Genomic DNA, 17,849 nt, shown 5'->3' on the forward strand with positions numbered 1-17,849 from the left:
ATGAGGCGGTCAGTCGTTCTTCTCGTTGGTCTGGTCGCCTGCGCCGCCATCGGCGGCACGGCGGCTTTGGCCGTTGGGCAGTCCCAGTCGACGGCCGCCAGCGGCTTCGCGACAGGCCAATCCTCCACCCTCACGGTTCCATCCTCGGCTGGCGCGACAAACGTGCCGGGGTATGCGGGCGATGCGAGCAACCTGCAGTCCTACGCGACCAATCCGACCGGCCTTCAGAACGCCGGCGCGGCGGCCGCGGCCTCGAACGATCCGCTCGTGGGGCTGACGAACAAGAGCCTCGATAATCGCAACGCCAGCGCCATCGACCTGAACGCCGACTGGCTCAAATCGTCCCTGTCCACCTCGATCGACCCCTATTCGATGGTCAAGGACAGCCAGGGAACGCAGAACCAGCAGTGCGAGACCAAGACCAAGACCGCCACCACGTCCGAGAAGTCGATCTATAGCTGCGAGACGGGCCGGGACCTGACGCAGACGACGTCGACCTGCAAGTCGACCCTGATCGTCGATACGACGACGACCAATACCTACGAGTGCAAGACGACCTGGAACGCGTCCACCCAGAGCTGGGACGTGTCGAGCCAATGCACGGCGCTCGCCTCCGCCAACTGCCAGAAGGGGGGAACCAACTGCACAACCCCCTCGACGCCGACGTACACGACCCAATCGTGCTCGGCCGGGACGTCCTATTCGACCAGCTATCAGAGCTGCCAGATCACGACGACGACCAGCACGTCGAGCTATTCGGGGACCTGCTACAACACGCTGAACACCTCGACCGGCCAGTGGAGCAACGGCTGCTCCTCGCTCGGTTCGAACTGCTCCACGGGATCCACGCAATGTTCGGCGATGAACGCGCCGACCTTCCAGGACTTCTCCTGTGAGGTCCGACCGGCCTCGACCACCAGCCGGACCTATCAATGCGGCGCGTATCTCCAGCGCCTGCCGCCGCCCTACGGCAGCTTCTGGATCACCGATCTCGACTGTCCAATCGACCCAGGTTGCTACGTGTCGCAGCAACGGGATGTCGGTCCGGATATGCAGATCTGGACATACACCTGCGTTTCAGGCGAGCCGGCGATCAATACCTGCGCCAGCTATTCGGGGTGTCAGGAGGTCTCGAGCACCTGCGGTGATGCTCAGTGCCGGCTGCAGCTGAAGACCTATCGCTGTCAAACCGGCTCGGGTTCGTGCTCCCAGTACGCGACCAATTACACCTGCTCCACCACATCGACCTCGACGTCGAACGGCTGCTCGAGCCTCGAGGGGAGCGGGTGCAGCGTCTCGTCGTCGTCCACATCCGGCAACACGACGACGCGCACCTACGCCTGCACCAGCGCCAGCAGCGTCAACACCTGCTCGGGGCTGACCGGGTGCAATCAGACGGGAAGCTCCTGCGCCGGCTATGCGCCAGGCGGCGGCTGCTCGCTCTACAACTACACCTATCAGTGCCCCAAGCCCGACCCGTCGGGCGGCTGCGCGGTCAAGACCACGACCTACACCTGCACGGGCACGGTGCCGGCGGCGGGCAATCCGACCTCCAGCACCACCACGCAGACCGGCTCTCATTGGGAGGCGGGCGCCTGCGCGGCCGCGAGCGACAACGCCTGCACCTCCTCGGGCACGACCTGCACGGGGGCGGGCGGGACGCGCACCGTCAACGGCGTGACCGCCACGGCCGATTGCTGGGAGAAGACGACGTCGTATCTCTGCACCACGGGCGGCGCCACGGCCAACAGCTGTCAGGTGCCGGAGGGCTGCACTAAGCAGTCCGACACCTGCCTCGATGACGCCTGCAACGTGGTCGACCACGTCTATTCGTGCGTGAAGCTGCAGTCCTCAACCACGACCGAGACCGTCTGCAACAACCAGATGTGCCTCGGCGACAGCTGCTTCACCCTGTCCCAGGACAAGAACAACGAGCTGCCGCAGACCTTCGCCCAGCTGGCCGTGATGAACCAGGCCGGGAAGAACTACGCGGCCGATCTCAGTGTCTTCAAGGGTCAGCCGCTCCGGTGCCGCAAGGCCATCTTCGGCTTCCGCAACTGCTGCAAGGACAGCGGCTGGGGCATCAGCTTGGGTCTGGCTCAATGCGACGATCAGGAAAAGACCCTGATGCAGAAGCAGGACGCCAAGGCCACCCACTACGTCGGCACCTATTGCTCCAATAAGTCGCTGTTCGGCGTGTGTCTCGAAAAGGCGATGAGCTACTGCGGGTTCGAAGGCTCGCTCGGCCGGATTGTCCAGGAGGCGGGGCGCACGCAGCTTGGCAAGAGCTGGGGCTCGGCCAAGACGCCCGACTGCAGCGGCTTCACCGTGGACGAGTTCCAGCAGCTGGATCTCTCCAACGTCGATTTCTCCGACTTCTACGCTGACAAGATGAAGAGCCTGACCGGTCCGGACACCAACAGCACGGTCAACCGGATCCAGAACTCGATCAACAACCTCTACGGCAACCAGGCCAACCCCAATGGAGGGCTGTGATGAGCGACCCGGATCACGTCGGCCAAGCCGCGCGCGACTGGCGCCTTGGAGGCCTTTGGACCGCTGGCCTTGCGGGGGCCTACCTGGTGTTCCTAGGGCTCGCCCGCGTTTTGGTGGCCGAGCGGCTCCATGGGCCGTACTTCAGCCCGTACTTCGCGCTGGTGCTGGTCACCACGTTGCTGGCCGCCCTGGTGTTTTGGCCGGTTCTCGCGCGCGCCGCCGCCTCTTCGGAGCAACGGCAGATTGTCGAGCAAGTCCTGATGTACGGCGTCGGCGGCGCGCTGGGCGTGTTCCTGCTCCTTCTCTTCAGCCGGAGCATCGACGGGCCGATGTTCAGCCACGTCGCCAACTTCGTCGGCCGCGATCTGGTGCGCGCCGCCCAGATCCATTCGTGAGGGCAGGGGAGATGATGGACCTCAAGCTTTCCATTTTCCAAACCGACCGGGTCCGCCAAGCGGTTTCCGTCCAGGCGCGTGGCTGGCTGAGCGCATTCAAGCCGGTCGCCGCCCTGGGCGCGTGCGTCGCCGTCATCTACGGGCTCGTGGCTTGCGTCGGCGACGAGCGTCCAGTCGCCACCGTCGCCGCGGAGATCTACGCCAGCGCCGCATGGTTCGGCGGGACCTGGGCGATCATTCTACTGGTGTTTCTGGCGCGGGGCGTCGTGCTGGGAACGGCGCCCGACCCCGTGTCCGGGGCCCGAAACGCTCGCACCATCACGCTCGCCGGCGTGGCGATCGTCACCATTCTCGTGCTCGGCATGGCGACCGTGGCCTCGGCCGACACTGTGGACGGTCAGAAGCCCGCAAGCGCGGCCAGCGACGCCTACTGTGGGCGAAGCCTCGGCGCCTGGTTCTACTGCACGCGCCCCGAGCCCCCGCCGGAACCCGAGAAGGCGCAGGCCGCTCCGGCCCAGAGCGACGAAGATCGTCAGATCGCCGAGTTCGAGCGCTTTAAGGTCGAGCTGGACCGCGCGCAAAAGCTGGCCGTCTGGGTCCCTACGCCCGAGAACATCGAGCGCTTCTATAAGCTCCAGCGGGCGGCCCTCAACCAAAGCAGCCTGTTCAGCGACGAATATCGGCGGCTGATCTGGGTTCGCCCGGATCTCGACTATACGCTCAAGCGTCCGGTCTCCGAGCTGGGCAAGCGGCAATGGGCCGATCAGCGGTCCAACGATCGCGAGATGTTCCTGCGGCAGATCGCCGGCGACGTCGGTCTGTTCTACGTTTATCGCGCGACCTGCGGGGCCTGTAAGGTGTTCAGCCCCGTCATGCGCGACTTCGCGCAGCGCTACACCCTGACCGTCAAGGGCATCTCCACCGACGGGTCGGACAACCCCTACATCGGCGACAAGATGGTTGATCGGGGCCAGCTCCACGCCTGGGGATTCGACAATCCCACGACGCCATCGGTCCTGCTCTATCAGAACAGCAGCGTGGACCCGCGAACCGGCGAGGTCCGACCGCAGTACGTGCGGCTGTCCGACAATCGCACGGTCAAGGTCAACCCCTGCCTGAAGCCCCAAGGCTGCCTGTCCTATCTCGGCGCTGGGGTCATGGCTCAGGACGACATCGTCGAGCGCATCTACGTCCTCCTGGCGACCGAGCCAGGCCAAGACTACTAATCCGGAGGGATCGCCATGTTCCGCAAGTTCATCGCCCTCGTTGTGTCCTTGAGCATCGGCCTTGGGGCGGTCGGGTCGGCCACGGCCGACGTCAGCAACAACATGAACGCCTATTGGTCCAGCGGCCTGACCTCGGCCAATGTGACGGGCCCGCGGGTCTATCAGACCCAGGCGGGGGGCTACTATACCCTGGGCAACCTCTCCTACCGCACGCCGCAAGAAACCACTCAGGTCGCCACCCTTACGCTGCCGTCGATCTCGGGCGGCTGCGGTGGCATCGACATGTACGCCGGCGCCTTCAGCTTCATCGGCGCCGACCAGCTGATCGCCGCGATCAAGGGGATCGCCAGCAACGCCGCGCCTTACGCCTTCATGTTGGCTCTGCAGCTGATTTCGTCGCCGATCGCCGACCAGCTGAAGACCTTCCAGGACTGGGCCAACAAGATGAACCAGTTCAACATCGGCTCGTGCGAGGCCGCCCAGAAGGCAGTCGACTGGACCGCGCACCAGGCGATGGGCGACGCCTTCTGCCAGCGCCTCGGCCGAACCAAAGGCACCTTCAGCGACGCGGCGGCCGCGCGCGGCGGCTGCGGCGCCAAGACGAACGCCACCCTGGCCAATACCTCGACAGACGAAGCCAAGTTCCAGCCGGTCAATCGGAACCTGGCGTGGGAGGCGATCAAGAACAACGGCCTCATCGGCTCCGACCTCGAGCTCGGCCAGGTCATGATGACCATGACGGGCACCTACATCATCACCTGCCCCAACGACGCCACCGGCGTTCAGGGGTGCAAGCAGTCGGTCATCCCCCCGCAAGGCGACAAGGACGCGGTGATGAGCATCTTGCTCGATGGCGGCCAGATGAAGGTGATGAAGTGCGACGACACCCGTTGCCTCAACCCCACCAACGATGGACTGACGGTCAATATTCCGACCACCCTCTGCACCAGCTACAGCGCGTCCTGCAGCCTGAAGAACAAGGTCGCCTACGCCCTCACGAACATCGTCACGAAGATCCGCACGCGTCAGGCGCTATCGACCGAGGAGACGTCGTTCTTAGGCATGACGTCGTTGCCGATTTACCGGATGGCCAGCGTGTACGCGTCCCAGCCTGGGGTGTCGGCCGACATGGCGATGGCCGAATATAGCGAGGTGATCGCCCTGGATCTCGCCTACGGCTGGTTGACCAAGAACGTGCAGGCCGTCCAGGAGGGCGCTCGCGGCATGGAGGGGATCGACCCCCTGCAGCTGAAGACCTGGTGGGATAACACCAACCGGCTGATGCAGAGCATCTCCGACAAGAAGCAACTCAGCGCGACCAAGGTGAACACGATCATCTCGATCGTCCGCAACACTCAGATCGCCGACGAAACCATCAAGAACGCTCAGCGGAGCCAGATCGCCGAAAGCCTGCGCTTCACGGCCGGTCTCAACCGCTAATCGGAGGCTGACGCCATGTTCGGCCAGTACGAAGTCATCACCTACGGCGGCGGCGCCAACTATCGCGACATCTTCAACGGGGTGGCGCTGATGTGCGGCACCGACGCGATGAGCTCGTTGATCCGCCTGGCCATGCTTCTAGGCCTCGTCTTGGTTCTGTTCAGAGGCATCGTCGACCTGAACGCGGGGCGGGGGCTCAAGTGGTTCATCATGTGCGCCGTGATCCACGGCGTCGTGTTCGTGCCGAAGGTTACCGTCCACATCACCGACAAGTTCAATCCCGCCCTGGCCGGCGCCGACGTCGCCAATGTGCCGCTGGGCGTGGCCTTCGCCGAGAGCATCGCCTCGCAGGTCGGGGCTCGCGCCATCCAGATGACCGAGACGGCCTTCGGAGATCCGAACGACGTAATGTATTCGAAGACCGGGATGATCTACGGCGCCAACTTCATGGCCAAGGTCAGCCAGGCCACGTTCTCCGACGAGCTCTACAAGCAGAACTTCAACGCGTTCGTGAATGACTGCGTGGTCTATGAGCTGCAGGACAACCAGTACACGGTCGATGACCTCGCCAAGGCCACGAACCTGATGGAGTATCTGACCGTGACCAAGCCGAGCAATCCGGCGCGGTCGATGGTCTGGATCAACGCGCCGCCTACGGCTTCCGAAATCGTCACCTGTCCCACGGCCGGAACGAGGCTCTCCGCGAGCCTCGGAACACAGGGCCAGAACGCCGCGCTGCTTCTCTCACGTCGTCTCGAGCCCGACCGCACCGACACCGACGCCGCGCGGATCTCGCGCGCCCAGACCCAGGGCGGCACCCTGGCGACGTTGATGGGCTTTGCCTCGACCGATGGTCAGAAGATGATCGAGCAGGCGGCCGTCGCCAATCAGCTGCGCGCGGCGATCGCCGGCGGCGACGCCTCGCCAGGCGCGGCACTGGCCGCCGCACAGGCTGAAGTTCAAACGCACAATACGCAGACCCTTCTTGGCCCGGTGGGCGCGAAGGCGATCATCCTCCTCAAGATCGTGGTCGACTGCTTGTTTATCGGCATGTTCGGAATCCTGTTTCCAGTGTTCCTGCTGCCGCAGATCGGCGTGAAGGTGCTGCAGTCCTATTTCACGGGGTTCTTCTACCTTCAGCTCTGGGGCCCGATGTACGTCATCATCCATAAGATCGTGATGACTGCGTCGATCGCGCAGACGGCGGCCGCGGCCAAGATCCCTGGCGCGGGGGCAGGGATCACTCTGCAGACCGTGTCCGGTGTCGGTGACATTAACACCCTGATCCAGGGCGTTGCGTCCGGCATGATCTTGATGGTGCCCGTAATCGCCGCGGGCCTGACCAAGGGCGCGATGGCGATCGGACAACAGGGGGAGGCGCTGTTGCAGCCCTTCCGCGCGGGCGCCGAGGCCGCTGCCGCCAACCAGACAGCTGGCAACTACTCGTTCGGCAACACGTCGATGAACACTCACTCGTTCAACAATGTGCAGGGCAACAAAGTCGACACGAGCCGTACATGGGACGTTGGCCGCACCTCCTGGGTTACAGATGCGGGTGACACAGTAAGCGTGAGCGCCAACGGCTCGCGATCTGTCAGAGCAGCCGCTGCTGACACGGCGATCAGCGCTGAGGGTCTACAAAGTTGGAGCGCCAGCAAGCGGGAGGCCGCCACCGTGTCTTCCGAACGCGCTGCAGCTTTTGACAAGGTGGCCACCGATACGAAGGCGATGACCCAGCAGCAGATTAGGGACTACGCTCGTTCTACGACTGTCGGCACCGATAGCCGCTCCACGCTCGAAAACGCCAGCCGCGATAGTCAAACCTACGCTGCGGCGTGGGTGTCGCAGCTCACGCAGAATGTTGCTTCTAAGTACGGGATTAGTCGGGACGCGGCAGCAGAGATCGTGTCCAAAGCGGCTGTCACCGACTCTGACCGGATCGGCATACAGTCTGGCGTCAAGATCGGTGGACGTGGAACGCCTTCAATAGGCGGAAGCATGTCCAACGAGCGCAGCACCCAAACGTCTGATTCTAGCAGTAAGAACTACAGGACGAACCAGTCGCGCGCGGCGGACTATGTAAGGTCGCAGCTCGAGAGTGCCGATGGGCGACGCGCGATCGAAAAGATTGAGACGCAGAGCCTCAACACGGCTTGGGGTCGCACCGCGTCCGATGCCCGGACGTCACGCTATGTGGACGCCCAAACCTGGTCCTCGACCGCTCAGTTCGCCGAGTCTCGCAAGTTGGCCGCCACTGAGAGCGAGCGTCGGTCGCAGGAAGCTGAACGTGCGGAGACAATTTCGCAGACCGTTCGCGGCAGTCGGAGCGCTGAGTTCTTCCGTTTCGCCATGGGCGACGGCACTGCGCCTGGCTACCTCCGCATGGACGAGAACGGCTTCAGCCGCTCAGACGGCGAAATCGCGTCAATCCTCCAAGGCCGGAATGCGGTCGACCAACAAAGGCTGTCTGACGCTGTCGACGTTTTCATGCAGCGCTATCCGCCGCCTGCGGCGCCGCCTCTCATGGGCCAAGTCAGCAATGATGTTCGAGAGCCTTCGATCTTGGGAGTTGGCCCAGACATCGAGGGATCGTTTAATCGCAGCGCCGGCGAGGTGCGCGGCGCAGGATCTCGTGGCACCGTCCAGGCACAGGCCGACGCTCGCATCGGAAGGGCGCAGGCCTCGGTTCGCGCGCCAGAGGTCGACAGGACGGTTGCGTCTCCAACCAGCGGCTCCGAACCGCTGACCGGCCAAATCGACAAAGCGTTTGAACGAGGGGATAACCTCAAGAAGCCCGAACCGCTGACCTTCAAACCGAAGCCAAAGGAATAGGCTGCTTCAGAAGAGGAGCGTCGCGGCAAATGTCGCGACGATGATCAGCAGGGCTACGATCGCCATTACGGACGGCGCGCTTTGATCTTCGTCTGCGAAGTCAATGTAGCCCCGGTCGGCCGGCGCGCCCGTCGCGACGTCGCCACGGTCCAGAGCGTCGATCGGAATTTCGCCAGGCAACAACATTTGCGGCCCTCACGCCAAAGCTGAGGGCCGCACAATACACCGAAACTTTTGTTCTGGAAATGTCCCGCTTTTCGCGGACTATCGCTGCGCTGCGGCCGCCACTTGAGGCGGCGTGGCGGCGGCGCCGGCGATTTGGCTTACGATGTAGTTCGCCGCCTGGATCACACTCTCGTTGGCGACCGAATCCAGCTCGGCCGACTGCGTGCTTGTCGCCGCTCCGAAGAGCGCCCCGGAACCACCCCAGCCAAGCCCGCCGCCCCCCCAGGATGATCGCTGGCTGCTGACGTCAAAGGTTTGGCTGGCCGTCACCTCCGAGGCCTTTACATTCACCAGGCGCACGTCGATCGCGAGACTGGCGGTCTTCGAGCTGCGAGTAACGGCGCCCAGGACTGGGACCATGCCGCCACCGAAAGACTGCGTCTTGCCGCCGACATTGAGGGACGTGATAGCGCCGGTCACGAGGTAATCGGCCGACGCGGTCTTGAGCTCGACGCCGGCGGCTTCGGCTTCCTTTTTCAGGTCCTCGAGATCCTCGCGCGCCATGACCTTGAAACAGCCTGTCGCCTTCAGAGCGCTCGTCAGCGCGTTTGAAAGCCCATCACCCAGGGCCGGGAATGACTGCATGCCCTGCGCGGCCTGGGCCATCGCCAGCAGCGCCGCCATGTTCCCGGACGCGCCTTGCGGCTGCGCCGAACTGCAGGCCGTGGCCTTGCATTTGAAAGGGGTCACGGTGAGCGCGGCCACTGGGCTCGAGCAGTGCGCAAGGAGCGACCCCAGATCGCGCGCGGCGACCCTTGTTTCGGCCGAGGCGGCCGAGGCGGTCAAGGAGAGGGCGAGGACTACCGAGGCGGTGTGGGTGATCCGCATGGCGACTTCCTTCAGGTGTGATCGGCTAGACCGCGCCGACGGCGGATTTCTGCGCGGGCCTGGATCAGGCGGCGGAGCTCGAAATGCTTCTCGAGGGTGGCGGGGAGGGCGATGAGGAGCAGCCCGGCCATCTGGCAGGCCGCTGTCGTCTGTTGACCCATCCAAAAGAGGATCGCCAGACAGCTGAGAAACGCCACCGCGACGGCGCCGGCGATCGTCCCCAGCCTTCGGATCCGGATTGTGCGAGACACGTAGGGTTCGGAGAACCTCGCCAGCAGTTCGGACTCGAGGTTGGCCGCCGCGGTGAGCGGCAGGATCAGCGGAACGGCGGGTTCTGGGTCTTCGGGCTGCATGGCTAGGCCTTCAGGGCCATGTCGTCCGCGAGCTCCCACTGTTCGGGGAGGTTGATGACCAGCCTCGAGGGCGACAGTTTAAAGCGCGCCATGGGCAGTTCCGCGCGCACCTTGGCCGGCAACTCCTGGATCGAGACTTCGTAGAGCCGTCCCTTCTTCTTAAGGTTCCAGTGCGCCTCGGCGTCCGAGCCAATCAAGGCGAGGAGAGGGGGCTTGGACCGAACGTCGACCTCGATCGCGACCGGCTTGGCGGGATCCAGCTGCGCGTCGCGGATGATCGCCTCTGGAACAACGACCGTCAGCTTGCGCTCGTCGCCAACCACCTTGATCGTGCTCTCCTGGAGCGGTCGCACCTTCACAAAGGGCATGGGGGAACTCCTCTAGTGTGGGGCCGCGCCGACATGGTCTAGGCCGGTCAGGGCCGTGACGATCGCGGGGGCGGCATAGTCGAAGGCGATGTGGCCGAGGGTGACGACCGCTAGCGCGGCCATCATGGCGGCGGGGCGTTTCTTCCACACCGTGATGAAGACCAGCGTGGCGACGATGTGCAGAAGGATCGCCGGCGACCGGCTGAGCAGATAGACCGCAGGGGTCACGAACGGGCGGTGATGGGCCAAAGCGTCCGCCATGCCCGTGTAGGCGTAGGCGACGGTTTCGACCAGCTCGATGAGCACCAGAAAGACCAGCCAGGCCCGAACGGGTCGACGCGCGGCCAGCCCATAGCTCCAGCGGGCGAGCTCTTCGAAGACGACGAAGCCGGAGGCGGCGTACCAACGGCCCGCGGACGTGCCCACATAGTCCGCTCCGAAGAACGCGACCGGCAGAAAGGCGACGAGGTAGCCGAGCACCGTCGCCCTCACGACCGCCAGCACCCACACCGCCACGGCCGTCAACGGCCACAGACGGCCGCCACGGTCGGGCGCCGGGAGTCCGAACAACACGCGTTGCGCGATGTTGAGTAGCGGCCGCTTGGTGCGATTGCTCAGCGAGTCGACGGCGCTCATCGCTTCACCCGGTGAAAGTCGGGTCGAAGGATAGCGACCGCTATTCACAGTGCAAGGTACATTGCACTCCGCGACGGCGCGGATTTCTCGCTACGCCGCGTGTCGGGTCGGTCGTCGCCCCTCGACAAGAGCGCCCACGAGCACGGTCGTTTGGATGATGTAGAGCCAAACGACCGAGGTGACCCTGGAGTTTACAATGGGCCACGCCGACACCACGGCCACCACGTCCAACATGACGATCATCGCGATGAGCGCGGTCGCGACCATCGGCCAATATCGGTTGCTGTAGAGCGCGACGGGCAAGCAGACGATGAAGAAGGCGGTGTCGATCATCGCCACGATCTGAGCGGCCTGAATGGCGCGGGCGTACTCTATGATCACGACCGACTTGGCGTAGAGCACGAGCGTGTTGCCGATGACGAAGAGCCGTTCCGGCGCCCGACCTCGGTAGAGACCAACGACAATCGTCACGATCGAGAGAACAATCGCGATCAGATCGGCCAAGCTGTAGGACGAGAACGCCTGGGCAAGGCGATCGAGGTCAGGAACTGGGCGCTCCATGTCAGCTGGCCGCGCGGCGCGGCCGGTCCAGCGGCAGGCGCTTGAACATATCCTCGATCCACCCCCAGGGCCGTTTGGGGGGTTCGATCATGATCCCGAGGATCAAGGCCAGAGAGCTCATCTCGAACGCCGCCGCCGAGAGATTCCAATAGGCGTAGGGCGACATTCGGCCCGCCAACAGGAATACGATTTCGGCGATGAGGGATAGGGCCTGAGCGATCCTAAGCCACATCGGCCAGTAGCGGTCGAAGATTAGGGCCACCGCCAGGCAAGCTGCCAGCGCCAGCACGTCGAAGCCAATCAGACCGAGATAGGTCGCTTGCGTATTCGGCGGGGCCCAGATGACGTGCGACAGGTAAGCGCAGGTGATAAAGACCGCGAAGAAGAGCCGTTCCGCGGCGCCGCCGCGCACGATCACAAGGGCCATCGCGACGAAGAATAGAGCCCAGGCAATCTGGCTCACCAGGATGAAGTCCGGCAGGGCAGACCAGGTCTCTACTAGCCAGCTGATCATTGCGCTTCAGGGTTCCGCGCCCGCGTGAGGACCGAACTGCTCACAGGATATCATGCCTTCAGAGCGTTCAGAATAAAGGCGCATAGGCCGAGGACCACCAAGCCGATAACCAAGCCCGCGGTCATGAACATGAGCCGCTCAATCACCGTGAGGGTGTTGGTGGGGCCTAGGGTCGGAAATCCTCGGACCCGACGGTCATCGCCAGGCCAAGGATCATGCGCAGGACCTCTTCGTCCGGCAGGAACATCGCCTGCTTGCGCGCTGCTTGCAGATAGTCGTGAACGAAGATCATCTTGGCCGGCGATCCGCAGACCATCTCCTGCAGCACGGCCTCGGTCATCTCCCAGGAGAAGGTCGCCAGCGGGGGTAGCTCGTGGACCTTGGTCCCAGCTCTGGTGATCCGCGTGTCGAAATTGGCCATGGCCTCCCCCCGTTTTGTCACGCTGATCAGAGCCTACCTCCGCGTGTGGCGACATCCCAAACGGATTGTTACTGAGACGAAAATTTTCGTTAGCAACCGCGTCACTATCCCCATTAGGGATACCAAATGGCGTATCGCTGAGCGCCGGTCCGTCCCAAAGGCCCTGGGCAAGCAATCGCCGATATATCCGGGCGGCCTCGAAGCGGTCCTTGGCCTGAAGTGTGTCCTTGGCCTTCTGTAGATGCTGGTTGACGGTGTGGAATGAGATCCCCAGTGCGCGGGAGATCTCTTTCGACTCCAGCTGCTTCTCGACGAGTTCAAGGCACTCCCGCTCACGCTGCGTGAGCTTCCTGGCGGGGTTATTCTCAAACGGAGACGGTGGAACTGTCGGCAATGCCATGTAATCCGCTCTCGACTTGGACCGGAGTCTAAGCCAAGGCCACATCACCCGCCATATTTTTCGCCTGAAGACGTTTGCGTACCCTTCTGGGTTGCGACAGCGTCGAATGGTCGCGCTCGCGCTGATTGCCACGCTTGACGAAGCAGCTTTAGGGTTAATGCGCCATTAACCAAGTAGGGCGGGCTTACTCCCATGAACAACGAAATCGCGGGCTCGCGCATCCAGACCAAGATGCACGAATTGGAGCGTATGCTCACCCAGGCCAAGCTGTTGGCCAACTCGATCGAGGCCGACGTTGTCGCCCTGGGCGAAACCATGAACCTGTCGCAGACCTTCACCCAGCACTCGATTGGGTCGATCCAAAAGACCCAGGCCCAGATTGGCGCGGCCCAAGCCGCCGCCGTGTCCACGCACAAGATCCTGGAAGCTTCGCGCGAGAAAATCGGCCTGCGCGTGACCGCCAGCGGCGCCTGGAAGGAAGACACCCTCACCGGCCATGCGACCCAGGAAGCCCTCTCGGCCTGATCATAGTCGCTTTACCACTACAACCCCAAGGTGGGCGTCATGGAGTCCATGCTGCTCGCCTTGGGATATGTGATCGCGCCGGCGACCCTGCTGGTGTGCGCCGTGGCCCTTTGGCAGGGTAGCGGCGCCGAGCGTCACGCCGGCGTGACGATCCTCCTGTCCATACCCCTCCAATGGGGTCTGCTCTGGGCTTTCAAGAGCGCCGGCGTCGATCGCAGCTGGATCGCGCTCTATTGCGACATCATCCTGTCGATCACGATTGGTTTGTCGTTTCTCTGGGCGGCGCTTAGGTACACCTCCACCTGGCTGGGCGCGGCCTTTCTTCTGCAGGGCTTCGAGCTGGCGACGTCGGCCTATGTCATGGGGGTCGATTTCGACTCCCACAGGCGGGCCTATTTCGCCTGCCTGAACCTCATCTCCTTCCTCACCCTACTGACGGTTCTGTTCGCCACCGTCGCCAGGATCCTCGCCAGGCGGCGGGAGACCGCCGCGCGTGCGGACGGCCGCCGGCTCGGCGCTCTTGCTAATGGGACCCGCGATTAAGGTGGGCGCGAACGGCCGCGGCGCTGTTGCCGACCGCGTCGACCGCTTGGCGTAGTTCGTCGGCCGAGACGCCCAGTTCGGCTGTCCAGTAGCGGACTTCGTAATCTTCACCCATGGCGATCCGGCTGCGGTCTTGCGGGCCGCGGTTGGTGGTGTCGTCAGACATGGCGCATCTCCTCGTGACCATGGCTGTGGAAGTCCCGAGATCTTCCATGGGTTCCTGCTGTGTCAGGCGTCCAGGTCAGGATTGACCTCGGCTGCCGTCTTGTCCGTTCGCAGGCGCTTGAACGCCGGCTGGCGCATCTTGCCCGACGATGTGAACTCGGCGATCTCGATGTCGACGACCAGGTGCGGCCGTGCCCAATGGACGTCGGGAATCCGGGCGGGCAGGGGGCCGGACGTGAACGGCGACTGCGGCGTTCTGAGCGTCTCGAGCTTGCGCGCTAGCCCCGGCACGCGCCCGGGATCAACGCTGCCGATGTAGCGAAGGCCGCCGCCCTCGTCGGGAACACCGCACAGGATGCGCCCGAACGCAGGGCCGTCAGCGGTCCAGCCTCCGATCACGGCCTCCGCCGAAGGCCGGCACTTAGCCTTGACCCAGGAATCCGGCCGATCCTTGCCTCCCCGATAGGGCGCATCCAGGCGCTTGGAGACGATTCCTTCCCACTTGAGCTCGCACGCGGCGCGCAGGAGCGCCGCCGGCGGGCCGTTCAAAGGCGTGACCAAGCGGATCGTGTCGGTGATGTGGTCGCCACCCTCCGCGAGTACATGAGCAAGTCGCGCCTTTCGGGTGCTCAGGGGGTAGGGGCGAAGGTCGTTGTCGCGGCCTTCGAACAAGATATCGAAGGCGTAGAAGATGAGAGCATCCGTGTCGCCCCGGGCGATCGCCGAGCGAAGGCTTGAGAAGCTGGGCTCGCCCTTGCCGTCCAGGGCGACCAGTTCGCCGTCCAGGATGCAATCGGGCAACTCGCCGGCAAGCGCCTCAAGCGCTCGAAACTTCGAAGTCCAGTCGAGACCGTTCCGGGTGCTGATCCTTACCCGGCCGCGCTCTGTCCGCACCTGCATCCGGTAGCCGTCGAGTTTGACCTCGTGGATCCATGCGCTTCCTTCGGGGAGCGAGGTGGTCATCTTGGGGTGCTGGAAGGGAACGAAGTCCGGCATGGGGACAGCGGCCCCCTGAACACGTTTGCGCGCAGCCATTTCGCGGCCTCGGGGTTTGAGTCCTGACTCAATGAGGACGCGCGAAGGAGGTTGCGATGGGCGACAAGGCCGTGAGCGGGGACAACAGCAAGGCCGAGGCGGTCGAGGCCGCCAACGACCTGGTCGACCGACTGCAGGACGAGATCGACACCTACGTGAAGCCGACCAGCACGCCCGACCAGCAGCGCGACGCCGTCGAGCAGATGATCGGCGACCTCGAGGCCTCGCCAGAGGTTCGAACCATCCGCGAAGCGGGAGACGAGGATCCTGGCAAGTTCGGCTCGTCGGCCAATCCGGAAGGCAGGGCGCCGCGCCGGGAGTACGACGAGCCGTTGGAGAAGGCCGAGGAGGGCGAGCGAGAGCTGCGGACGGGCGAAGCCGACTTCTCGAAGGAGAGCCACGACCGCGTCACCGGCCCGCTCTTGGACCTGCCCGAAACGTGACCCTCGCGCCCGGTTAGCCGACCGGTTTGGCCCCCGGCGTCCCGCACTTGGCGAACTTGCCCTTGGCGTCCTTGCACTTGGTCGGCTTGGCCGGCGCGGCCGCCGGCGGGCACTTGATGAACTTGCCCTTGGCGTCGCGGCACGGAGCGGCCGCGAAGCTCGCGCTGGCCGACGAGAGAGCGATGGCCAGGCTGGCGGCCAGGATGGTGATCTTGCGCATGGGTCCCTCCTTGCGAACGGCGGATGATCCGGCCGCGCCTGTGGCGCTTTGAAGGCGAAGGTCTAGAGCAACAAAAGAAATCGCTCTAGCCAGGCCGCATGACACTCGACGACATCGACAATTTGCTCGACCTCATGGCCAAGGAGGCGGCCGACAAGGGCGATGACGCCTTTCTGCCGGCGGCGGTCAGCATGTCGACCGACAGCTACTTCCGCCTCCCGCTCGGCGCGGCTCGCTGCACGAACATCATTCACGGCATCCGCTATCGCGGTGTCCAGATTCTTGTCGCCAGAGCGCGTGAGGATAAATTGATCAACCGGGCCGAGGATGATGGCCGTGGCGAGCCCTACTTCGAGCTAGAGCCCAAAGCGTCGTGACCGGGTCGGTGAACGTGCTAGATCGGCGCAGGGAGGCCGATCATGGTGATGTCTAACAGCAGCGCGCAAAGCCCTCAGATGCTGGTCTGGCGGATGCGGATGGCGGCGTTGGAGACGGATCTCCGCAAGCTCACCGACGAGATGATAGCGCATGGCGACACCCCCTCCGAAGAACTCGACGAACGCGCGTCGAAACTGCGGTTCGCGATCGACCAGCTGATGCGCGAATGTCCCGACCCGCGGATTCGAGAGAGCAACACGGCAGGCCCGCGAGATCGCCGCGATCTCCTTGTTCAGCAGGTTCGCCTCTTCGAGAAGATGGTCGAGCTGACCGAGAAGGCGAAGTCCTACGAGGATGCTGGTCAGCCGCGCCCAGACTGGCTCGAGCGCGATATCGACAACTACTACGGACAGCTCCTCGATAACTTCAAGGCGCTTGACCAGGCCCCGTCTCCGTTGATGAGGCGGCCGTAGGAAAGCGCGTCAGTGGCGGGTAGGCGTTTCGCGTCTCGCGCTTTCGGCGATGCTGGCCGCAGCGCGCTGGCTTGTCTCCGCGATCTGGCGACCCGCGTCAGGGTCCTCCAGGGTCTCGGCGTCTGGCCTGTACTTCAGCCGCCACTTCTGACGCAGCGGCTTGGCCTTGGCCTGGTCGTCGAAGACCGTGACCCAGAGCGTTCCTTCCTTGAGCACCGGAATGATCAGCGGGAAGGCCGCGCCCGCCTCCGCGTGGCCGGCCGGCGCAGAGAACGGAAAGTCCTGCTTCAAGCCCTCGCACTCGACGAGGATCCGGCCCGAGGTCGGTTTGCGATCCAGTTCGATCTGCAGGGAGAGCCAGGCCTGGACCACGCCTGGGCGGCTGTCGGCCGAAATCTCGCCGCCTATGAGGCCGATCAGGTCGGTGCGGCCATCATCGTGTGAGACGACCTTGGCGCAGAATAGGGCCGAACGTAGGGCTGTGATCATAGAAGCGTGCCCTCGGCCTCTTTCGGCGGATCCTGCTTCACGCCGAAGCCGCGATTGACGATCACTAGGGCGTCGTCGGGAAGTGGCCGCTGCAGGGCCTTGGCCTCGTCCCACGGCGCGCGCATCCAGACGTCGCGCTCTTCGGCCGTGGTCAGGATCACCGGCATGGCCTTGTCGTGGAAGCCCGCGACCAAGGCGTTGGCGTTCGTCGTGAGGAAGGCGAAGAGGTCGAGTGTTTCTTCACCGACGCTCTTCTTGCGCACCGATGTCCACGCGCGGATCTCGAGGCCCGCGAAGAAGGTGAGCGGGCGATCGGGTCCAAGCGCGAACCAGATGTTTTCGCCGTTGAGCTTGTTGACTTGGTTCGGCTCGGCGAAGGAGGTGAGTGGGACCAGGCAGCGATGTTGCGGTCCCAACCATCGCTTCCAGTGGGAGCTGTTGGTGTTGCGGACATTCGTCGTGCCCCCGTCCGGCTCGAGCCGGAGCATTTCCTTGAACTGTGCGTCGTCGATGGCCTGGCCCTTGGCGCGCAGCTTGTCGACCCGCTTCTCCGTCGCGTCCAGGAGCGCCTTCGACGACGAGGGCAGGCCCCAGCGCACCATCACGAGTTCATCGCCCGCGCCGTCGGCCGCGTGGCGCACAATCGGAGCCATCTGGTCTGGGAAGATGCCAGGCAGTGACGGCATGTTGCCGACGCGGTCCATGGCGCGCGTGGCGGCGAGGATCTCGGCCTGGCCGCGGCGTTGGCTATAGAGGTTGCAGATGTGGACGGCCCCCCGCTTGCAGTGAACGCGTAGACTATCTGACCTAATCGCTTGCTATCAGATGTCCGGCCTGTTTGCGCGAGGAAACCTCGCTGGCCAAGATGGTGTTCGCTACTCGC

23 protein-coding genes and 1 pseudogene are annotated in these 17,849 nt (G+C 64.1%); 10 read left to right on the forward strand and 14 right to left on the reverse strand.

Annotated features, from left to right (window positions below; genetic code table 11):
* From traN to CSW60_RS22750, 5 genes are read left to right on the forward strand one after another with little or no spacing between them, the layout of a single operon-like run.
* On the forward strand, positions 1-2,496 hold the full coding sequence (gene traN / locus CSW60_RS22730) for a conjugal transfer protein TraN (RefSeq protein ID WP_143324260.1): 2,496 nt from the start codon (positions 1-3) through the stop codon (positions 2,494-2,496).
* Complete coding sequence (locus CSW60_RS23565; RefSeq protein WP_099539361.1) at positions 2,496-2,891, forward strand: hypothetical protein; 396 nt, start codon at positions 2,496-2,498, stop codon at positions 2,889-2,891. Before traN ends, CSW60_RS23565 begins: the two co-directional genes overlap by 1 nt.
* 14 nt (positions 2,892-2,905) lie before the next feature.
* Positions 2,906-4,117, forward strand: a complete 1,212-nt coding sequence (locus CSW60_RS22740) for a conjugal transfer protein TraF (protein ID WP_099539362.1) — start codon at positions 2,906-2,908, stop codon at positions 4,115-4,117.
* 15 nt (positions 4,118-4,132) lie between these two features.
* Positions 4,133-5,557 (forward strand): conjugal transfer protein TraH, encoded by a 1,425-nt coding sequence (locus CSW60_RS22745; RefSeq protein WP_099539363.1) that lies wholly within the window; start codon positions 4,133-4,135, stop codon positions 5,555-5,557.
* A 15-nt stretch (positions 5,558-5,572) separates the two neighbouring features.
* The gene (locus tag CSW60_RS22750; protein WP_099539364.1) at positions 5,573-8,389 is read left to right on the forward strand and encodes a conjugal transfer protein TraG N-terminal domain-containing protein; all 2,817 of its coding nucleotides are present in this window, start codon (positions 5,573-5,575) and stop codon (positions 8,387-8,389) included.
* Between the two features lie 6 nt (positions 8,390-8,395).
* Here CSW60_RS22750 and CSW60_RS22755 read toward each other — a convergent pair whose 3' ends face one another.
* The 9 genes and pseudogenes from CSW60_RS22755 to CSW60_RS24480 form a co-directional block, all read right to left on the reverse strand.
* Positions 8,396-8,575: a hypothetical protein gene (locus CSW60_RS22755; protein ID WP_099539365.1), complete on the reverse strand. Its 180-nt coding sequence runs from the start codon at positions 8,573-8,575 to the stop codon at positions 8,396-8,398.
* A 78-nt stretch (positions 8,576-8,653) separates the two neighbouring features.
* Entirely contained in the window at positions 8,654-9,442 is a 789-nt protein-coding gene (gene lptE / locus CSW60_RS22760) for an LPS assembly lipoprotein LptE (RefSeq protein ID WP_099539366.1), read from the reverse strand.
* An 11-nt stretch (positions 9,443-9,453) separates the two neighbouring features.
* Complete coding sequence (locus CSW60_RS22765; RefSeq protein WP_099539367.1) at positions 9,454-9,795, reverse strand: hypothetical protein; 342 nt, start codon at positions 9,793-9,795, stop codon at positions 9,454-9,456.
* A gap of 2 nt (positions 9,796-9,797) precedes the next feature.
* Positions 9,798-10,163: a hypothetical protein gene (locus tag CSW60_RS22770; protein ID WP_099539368.1), complete on the reverse strand. Its 366-nt coding sequence runs from the start codon at positions 10,161-10,163 to the stop codon at positions 9,798-9,800.
* Positions 10,164-10,175: 12 nt separating this feature from the next.
* A complete protein-coding gene (locus CSW60_RS22775; RefSeq protein ID WP_099539369.1) occupies positions 10,176-10,799 on the reverse strand; it encodes a hypothetical protein in 624 nt (207 codons plus the stop codon).
* Between the two features lie 90 nt (positions 10,800-10,889).
* The gene (locus CSW60_RS22780; RefSeq protein ID WP_143324262.1) at positions 10,890-11,303 is read right to left on the reverse strand and encodes a hypothetical protein; all 414 of its coding nucleotides are present in this window, start codon (positions 11,301-11,303) and stop codon (positions 10,890-10,892) included.
* Between the two features lie 58 nt (positions 11,304-11,361).
* Positions 11,362-11,874, reverse strand: coding sequence for a hypothetical protein (locus CSW60_RS22785; protein ID WP_099539371.1), 513 nt, complete (start codon positions 11,872-11,874; stop codon positions 11,362-11,364).
* 166 nt (positions 11,875-12,040) lie between these two features.
* Entirely contained in the window at positions 12,041-12,295 is a 255-nt protein-coding gene (locus CSW60_RS24200; protein ID WP_236634345.1) for a hypothetical protein, read from the reverse strand.
* Positions 12,296-12,491: 196 nt separating this feature from the next.
* Positions 12,492-12,740, reverse strand: a pseudogene (locus CSW60_RS24480) (response regulator transcription factor); the annotation flags it as partial.
* A gap of 147 nt (positions 12,741-12,887) precedes the next feature.
* Between CSW60_RS24480 and CSW60_RS22795 the strand changes: the two are divergent.
* Entirely contained in the window at positions 12,888-13,220 is a 333-nt protein-coding gene (locus CSW60_RS22795; protein WP_099539373.1) for a hypothetical protein, read from the forward strand.
* Positions 13,221-13,268: 48 nt separating this feature from the next.
* Positions 13,269-13,763, forward strand: a complete 495-nt coding sequence (locus CSW60_RS22800; protein ID WP_143324264.1) for a hypothetical protein — start codon at positions 13,269-13,271, stop codon at positions 13,761-13,763.
* On the opposite strand, the gene CSW60_RS22805 is transcribed toward CSW60_RS22800, so the two are convergent.
* Both CSW60_RS22805 and ligD read right to left on the reverse strand, forming a co-directional pair.
* Complete coding sequence (locus tag CSW60_RS22805; RefSeq protein ID WP_099539375.1) at positions 13,744-13,929, reverse strand: DUF3606 domain-containing protein; 186 nt, start codon at positions 13,927-13,929, stop codon at positions 13,744-13,746. The genes CSW60_RS22800 and CSW60_RS22805 overlap by 20 nt on opposite strands.
* A 62-nt stretch (positions 13,930-13,991) precedes the next feature.
* A complete protein-coding gene (gene ligD / locus CSW60_RS22810; RefSeq protein ID WP_161495686.1) occupies positions 13,992-14,924 on the reverse strand; it encodes a non-homologous end-joining DNA ligase in 933 nt (310 codons plus the stop codon).
* Positions 14,925-15,019: 95 nt separating this feature from the next.
* Here ligD and CSW60_RS22815 point away from each other — a divergent pair, with 95 nt between their 5' ends.
* Positions 15,020-15,406, forward strand: a complete 387-nt coding sequence (locus tag CSW60_RS22815; RefSeq protein WP_099539377.1) for a hypothetical protein — start codon at positions 15,020-15,022, stop codon at positions 15,404-15,406.
* A 13-nt stretch (positions 15,407-15,419) separates the two neighbouring features.
* Here the strand turns inward: CSW60_RS22815 and CSW60_RS22820 are convergent, their stop codons facing one another.
* Complete coding sequence (locus CSW60_RS22820) at positions 15,420-15,626, reverse strand: hypothetical protein (protein WP_099539378.1); 207 nt, start codon at positions 15,624-15,626, stop codon at positions 15,420-15,422.
* A 98-nt stretch (positions 15,627-15,724) separates the two neighbouring features.
* Here CSW60_RS22820 and CSW60_RS22825 point away from each other — a divergent pair, with 98 nt between their 5' ends.
* Positions 15,725-16,003 (forward strand): hypothetical protein, encoded by a 279-nt coding sequence (locus CSW60_RS22825; RefSeq protein WP_099539379.1) that lies wholly within the window; start codon positions 15,725-15,727, stop codon positions 16,001-16,003.
* Between the two features lie 42 nt (positions 16,004-16,045).
* Positions 16,046-16,477 carry a hypothetical protein gene (locus tag CSW60_RS22830; protein WP_099539380.1) on the forward strand — a complete coding sequence of 144 codons (432 nt, stop codon included), beginning with the start codon at positions 16,046-16,048 and terminating at the stop codon, positions 16,475-16,477.
* A 9-nt stretch (positions 16,478-16,486) separates the two neighbouring features.
* On the opposite strand, the gene CSW60_RS22835 is transcribed toward CSW60_RS22830, so the two are convergent.
* Together CSW60_RS22835 and CSW60_RS22840 are read right to left on the reverse strand one after the other, a co-directional pair.
* Complete coding sequence (locus tag CSW60_RS22835; RefSeq protein ID WP_099539381.1) at positions 16,487-16,966, reverse strand: hypothetical protein; 480 nt, start codon at positions 16,964-16,966, stop codon at positions 16,487-16,489.
* Positions 16,963-17,670 carry an SOS response-associated peptidase family protein gene (locus CSW60_RS22840; protein ID WP_236634346.1) on the reverse strand — a complete coding sequence of 236 codons (708 nt, stop codon included), beginning with the start codon at positions 17,668-17,670 and terminating at the stop codon, positions 16,963-16,965. The genes CSW60_RS22835 and CSW60_RS22840 overlap by 4 nt, the downstream gene beginning before the upstream one ends.
* Positions 17,671-17,849 lie beyond the last annotated feature (179 nt).

Origin of the sequence: Caulobacter sp. X (assembly GCF_002742635.1) — a bacterium.
Taxonomy (GTDB): domain Bacteria; phylum Pseudomonadota; class Alphaproteobacteria; order Caulobacterales; family Caulobacteraceae; genus Caulobacter.

Coding starts and splice junctions, on each gene's coding strand:
- traN (WP_143324260.1), top strand. CDS start 1: ATGAGGCGGTCAGTCGTTCTTCTCGTTGGTCTGGTCGCCTGCGCCGCC.
- CSW60_RS23565 (WP_099539361.1), top strand. CDS start 2,496: ATGAGCGACCCGGATCACGTCGGCCAAGCCGCGCGCGACTGGCGCCTT.
- CSW60_RS22740 (WP_099539362.1), top strand. CDS start 2,906: ATGGACCTCAAGCTTTCCATTTTCCAAACCGACCGGGTCCGCCAAGCG.
- CSW60_RS22745 (WP_099539363.1), top strand. CDS start 4,133: ATGTTCCGCAAGTTCATCGCCCTCGTTGTGTCCTTGAGCATCGGCCTT.
- CSW60_RS22750 (WP_099539364.1), top strand. CDS start 5,573: ATGTTCGGCCAGTACGAAGTCATCACCTACGGCGGCGGCGCCAACTAT.
- CSW60_RS22755 (WP_099539365.1), bottom strand. CDS start 8,575: ATGTTGTTGCCTGGCGAAATTCCGATCGACGCTCTGGACCGTGGCGAC.
- lptE (WP_099539366.1), bottom strand. CDS start 9,442: ATGCGGATCACCCACACCGCCTCGGTAGTCCTCGCCCTCTCCTTGACC.
- CSW60_RS22765 (WP_099539367.1), bottom strand. CDS start 9,795: ATGCAGCCCGAAGACCCAGAACCCGCCGTTCCGCTGATCCTGCCGCTC.
- CSW60_RS22770 (WP_099539368.1), bottom strand. CDS start 10,163: ATGCCCTTTGTGAAGGTGCGACCGCTCCAGGAGAGCACGATCAAGGTG.
- CSW60_RS22775 (WP_099539369.1), bottom strand. CDS start 10,799: ATGAGCGCCGTCGACTCGCTGAGCAATCGCACCAAGCGGCCGCTACTC.
- CSW60_RS22785 (WP_099539371.1), bottom strand. CDS start 11,874: ATGATCAGCTGGCTAGTAGAGACCTGGTCTGCCCTGCCGGACTTCATC.
- CSW60_RS24200 (WP_236634345.1), bottom strand. CDS start 12,295: ATGGCCAATTTCGACACGCGGATCACCAGAGCTGGGACCAAGGTCCAC.
- CSW60_RS22795 (WP_099539373.1), top strand. CDS start 12,888: ATGAACAACGAAATCGCGGGCTCGCGCATCCAGACCAAGATGCACGAA.
- CSW60_RS22800 (WP_143324264.1), top strand. CDS start 13,269: ATGCTGCTCGCCTTGGGATATGTGATCGCGCCGGCGACCCTGCTGGTG.
- CSW60_RS22805 (WP_099539375.1), bottom strand. CDS start 13,929: ATGTCTGACGACACCACCAACCGCGGCCCGCAAGACCGCAGCCGGATC.
- ligD (WP_161495686.1), bottom strand. CDS start 14,924: ATGCCGGACTTCGTTCCCTTCCAGCACCCCAAGATGACCACCTCGCTC.
- CSW60_RS22815 (WP_099539377.1), top strand. CDS start 15,020: ATGGGCGACAAGGCCGTGAGCGGGGACAACAGCAAGGCCGAGGCGGTC.
- CSW60_RS22820 (WP_099539378.1), bottom strand. CDS start 15,626: ATGCGCAAGATCACCATCCTGGCCGCCAGCCTGGCCATCGCTCTCTCG.
- CSW60_RS22825 (WP_099539379.1), top strand. CDS start 15,725: ATGACACTCGACGACATCGACAATTTGCTCGACCTCATGGCCAAGGAG.
- CSW60_RS22830 (WP_099539380.1), top strand. CDS start 16,046: ATGGTGATGTCTAACAGCAGCGCGCAAAGCCCTCAGATGCTGGTCTGG.
- CSW60_RS22835 (WP_099539381.1), bottom strand. CDS start 16,966: ATGATCACAGCCCTACGTTCGGCCCTATTCTGCGCCAAGGTCGTCTCA.
- CSW60_RS22840 (WP_236634346.1), bottom strand. CDS start 17,670: ATGGACCGCGTCGGCAACATGCCGTCACTGCCTGGCATCTTCCCAGAC.